Raw genomic sequence first — 4,262 nt, 5'->3', positions numbered from 1 at the left:
CGCGATGAACCTTTTTTATTTGTTTTCTTGGTCGTTTATTTCGATAAATAAACTTGAGAACGGGTAAAAATGTCCTTAATTATTAGAAGAGTCAGTTAGAAAGGAGGGACGACATGTATCGTTATGTCAGTTCACCGCAAGCATCGAAGTACATCGTGCCACCACCTCAGCATCGAGAGTTGTCGAGTGTGGATGTGCCTGAGTCTGAATTAGAGATGCGAGAAATATTGAACAATTGGTTTGCTGATGGTTTAGCACCGATTATTGAAAGTGAAGATGACTACATCTCAGCGAGCGATCACGTTCGATTTGAAAAGCTCAGCCGCACCGTTGGGATGTTGTTGAGAAACAAAGATTATTATTTTGCGGCCAAACGTATTTTATCGGTGTGGGAACAAGATTGTCTTGAAACCACCTATATCAATTATCTCATTTTACGCAGTGAGCGAGTCACTTCTCTAGTTTAACACTATCGAATAGCCCGTTAATGGCTCAGTGACTTAGTGACTCAGTGGATTAGTGGCTTAGTGATTTAGCATCTCTGTGCTTACGAGCTTTTCCCCGGAAACTAGGCAAACAAAAAGGGCAAGCTTTGAGGCTCACCCTTAAGGTTCTTTGTTTTACTTAACGTGATTGTTTTGGTATCGAGTTATGTTTACTTAATTCTAAACAGGGTTGCGAATTACACCCAACCATCAAATTTGAGTCGCTTCTGAATTCTTTCGACCGCTTCTTTCTGCATTTGTCTAACTCGCTCATTAGAAACATTCACATCCGACATTTGTCCAATCTCAGACAACGTTTTCACCTTGTTATCAAAGAAACCAAAACGGTGGATGAGTACCTTTTGTAACTTTGGTGGGAGGGTATTGATGATTTGTTCTAGAGCTAGGGTAAAGGACTTATCTTCACAATCTTGTTGAGGATCGGGAATGTGTTCACTTTCGCATTGATCGAGCACCATGGGTGCATGGCTAGTTCCGACCGTTGTCGTCACGTCAATAAATCCGCTCAATGCTACCAGTTGGTTGACGCGTTCGGCTTTAACGCCAGAACAGTCTGATAGTTCAGAAATAGAAATTTCTTTATGCATTTTTTTGCTTACATCGAGCTTCTTTGAGGCGAGGCTGTTTATTTCTTTGCACACATGAGCTGGTAATCTGACGGTACGTCCCGTGTTCATCAGTGCGGCTTCAATACTTTCACGGATCCACCACACAGCATAGGTTGAAAAGCGATAGCCCGGTTCTGGGTCATATTTGTCGATGGCCTTGATCAAACCAATATTCCCTTCCTCGATCAGGTCGAGCAGGGTGAAATTATTCCCTTTGCGCTTTAGATAACTCTTTGCGATTTTTACAACAAGGCGTAGGTTTGATTCGATCATCACATCTCGCGCTTTTTTATCACCCGCGCGGTTCAATTTTGCGTAATACACCTCATCTTCACGCGACAGCAGATCAATGCCTACAATATCCTTCAGATAATGAGCATAAGGTTCTGCACTGGTAGAAAATGATTCGTTAATGGGTGTTTCTTCCGTGAGCCCCTGAAACGCAGCAAAACTATCGTTGTTCATTTCCTTGTCCTTATCTAGCCGACTGAACGTTTTATTTTATTATTATGCCACCAAGTGATTAACGCTTGGTTTCATTAGAGTGTAGATAACAGTTTCTTCTTTACCAACAAATAAAATACGATTCCGCATGCTTATGTCACAAAAATATCTACAAATATTTAACCTTTTTGCATCTCATCAAGTGGGTTGGTTTTTTATTTAAAACATCAACATAGCGGGTTTATAAAGCCTGTCTTATGCATCACTTTATCTAGATAAATGTCATGAATTTATAGGTGTGGAGTGGCTATATAATTGACAAGGAAAGTGATGAAGAAAATGGCAAGAGTTGAGGTTCAATGTTTCTAAGCACCTCAACTCTTTCAGCTGTTTTTGCTATTCAGTATCGCCACGAAAGTCTTAATTCTATCGACTAATAAGTGCTAAGAACCTCATCGATTTGTTGGTTAATGATCTTCATTTCGCTGTAGATAACAGAAAGATCATCATCTTGCGGCGCGAGCTTATTGAGTGTGTTTTGTTCTACTCTTTCTAACGCAACAGTTGCTGTCTCTTCACCAAAGCTGGCTAAGATGCCTTTCAAGGTGTGCACGGTAAAATGAAGCTTGCCCCAATCTTGTTGTTGAACCAATTCTTCGATCTCTTGTAGTGAATTGCCATGGTCTTCTTGATATGTAGACAGAACGGCGTAAATGACATCTCTGTCGTTATCTAAATAGGCGTTTAAAGCATCAAAGTCTAGCATGTGGACTCCTGTCGGCTGCATGTTGAAAATGGGCTAGGCGGCTTAGTAGAAAAACCATACCGTGATGAATCACTAATCCATTGATTCCATTTTGGAGGAAGTTCTAACCGTAAGATTTCTTCTAAATAGTCGTCGCTAAGTTTCTCATCTATATGAGCTTTATGGACTGCATATATATAGTCAAGTTTCGCGGCAACTGAATAGGGGTAATTGTGAATGTAGTCCTTTAATTCCTGAATCGATCCATAGTTTTCAATGTTGATACAAGTAGAAGGATCGACATTTTTGGACTCTAGTTGGTGGCTTATTGTTTCTCCACGAGATGTGAGGCATTCCACTGCTAAGTGATAAAGAGAGTATTCACCAAAATGGACGAGCAGTGGCAATAACTGAGTGATCAAGTAAGTAGGTTGGCTGTTGAAGCTATTCGCTAACAATGTCGAGGCTCTAATCACTTTTTTGTGGGCAACCTTAGGGCTATTTTCTATGAGCAGTATGTTGCTCTGGAATAAGGCGAGGCTGGCCAGAACTTGCTGCTGTTGTTTGATTGGAAGCTTCAGGTTTACTAGCTCTGTAAATTGGTTAGCGTGCTCAAGTAAAATACGTTTGTACTTTAGTTGTGTCTCGCGCTGATACGTCGCTTTTAACGAATTAAAGTGCGCACCAATGGAGTGGATGACATCAATGTCAGCCGCTGAAATGTGAGTCGCATACATCTCACCTAACTTTATGATCATATGCGTGTTATCGGCGTTCTCAGCTAAGTCGATAGCTCTAATCGCACGATGGCTGATACTCGGTGTCATCTCAAATGCACGAATCGCCAATTTAAGAGCTGGCAATAACATTTGGTGTTTTTCATAAATGCAGCTCAGACAATCAATAACGTTCAGCGACAGCGGCTGGGCGATAAGGAAATTATGCAGTTTGTCTATCGCAAGATTCGGTTTACCTAAACTGTCCAAAATTAAGGCTTCAGCAACCAGCTTTGTCGGGTGCATTTTAGTTTTTGAGTTAGTGAGCACAGCCGAAAGTAAGTCCCACTTTTTACCAGCAATTAAATGTTCAATGAGTGTTGCTTCAAACTGAACATTCATTTGGTTGTTTGGAATAGTTAAAGCCTGCTTAAGTGCGTCAGGTGTATTAATTGGGTAGAGCCGATTCAATTGGTCAACTTGTTGTGATTCGAACACCGCGTTTTGGATTTTTTTCCCTAGAGACAGCGTATTAATCGGTTTTGAAATAAAATGGTGAGCCTCACCCGACAGCGCAGTTAGTACCGTCTCTTGGCGCATATCGCCAGAGAGTAAAATCGTCGCAACTGTATGGTCGATAAGTCGGTTTCTATACAAGATGCCTAACAGCTCAAAGCCTGTGAAGGATTGTTCTAAGTGGTAATCAATGAGAAGAACATGAAAAGAGTGAGTTTCGACCGCTTTAATGGCTTGCCGATAGTCTGTAGCAATAAAAATGCACTCGCGCGCAATCCCCAAGCTAGCAAGTTGTTGCTTGATAAGTATGGTTGCGCTTTTTGAGTCGTCGACAATCAAAACCCGAAGGTCTGGTGGTAAGGTCAAATCCATTTTCCTCAATACCAAATGTTATCTTCAATTTAGGTGTCAGGTTGCACATTGTCAAGGTTGCGTACCATAAATTGATTGAGGTTTAACTCTTTGTTGTTCATTAGATTTTTGGGAGTTAAAGATAAACCATTAGGCTAGGTTCTTGGCTTGTTGTACCACAGAGCGTGGAATGAGATTAATGGCGTTTGAGGGAGTAGATTTGAAATATTCACGATTTACCGTATTTATGTATTCAATCGAAATTATTTGTTGTGATCATATTTCATCTGAATTGTGGGCGGCTGACGGCTTTGTTGCGTAATTCAGTTTAGAGACAGAGCCGCCCATTTCGTGTATTTCTTAGTCAATACGACAA

The 4,262-nt window shown here is 40.9% G+C and carries 4 protein-coding genes; 1 reads left to right on the top strand and 3 read right to left on the bottom strand.

The annotated features are described in order from the left end of the window. Positions 1-113: 113 nt before the first annotated feature. Positions 114-467, top strand: coding sequence for a hypothetical protein (locus BCT34_RS02505; RefSeq protein ID WP_076653448.1), 354 nt, complete (start codon positions 114-116; stop codon positions 465-467). A gap of 215 nt (positions 468-682) precedes the next feature. Here BCT34_RS02505 and BCT34_RS02500 read toward each other — a convergent pair whose 3' ends face one another. The 3 genes from BCT34_RS02500 to BCT34_RS02490 form a co-directional block, all read right to left on the bottom strand. Next, positions 683-1,579 carry a sigma-70 family RNA polymerase sigma factor gene (locus BCT34_RS02500; RefSeq protein ID WP_076653445.1) on the bottom strand — a complete coding sequence of 299 codons (897 nt, stop codon included), beginning with the start codon at positions 1,577-1,579 and terminating at the stop codon, positions 683-685. 412 nt (positions 1,580-1,991) lie between these two features. Further along, a complete protein-coding gene (locus tag BCT34_RS02495) occupies positions 1,992-2,324 on the bottom strand; it encodes an Hpt domain-containing protein (protein WP_017060508.1) in 333 nt (110 codons plus the stop codon). Continuing rightward, positions 2,318-3,907 (bottom strand): response regulator, encoded by a 1,590-nt coding sequence (locus tag BCT34_RS02490; RefSeq protein WP_076653442.1) that lies wholly within the window; start codon positions 3,905-3,907, stop codon positions 2,318-2,320. The genes BCT34_RS02495 and BCT34_RS02490 overlap by 7 nt, the downstream gene beginning before the upstream one ends. Positions 3,908-4,262: the final 355 nt, after the last annotated feature.

The sequence above is a fragment of the Vibrio sp. 10N.261.45.E2 genome (assembly GCF_002875705.1).
Lineage (GTDB): Bacteria > Pseudomonadota > Gammaproteobacteria > Enterobacterales > Vibrionaceae > Vibrio.
Note: the sequence above shows the minus strand (reverse complement) of the source record. Positions and strands in the feature narration are given on the sequence as shown.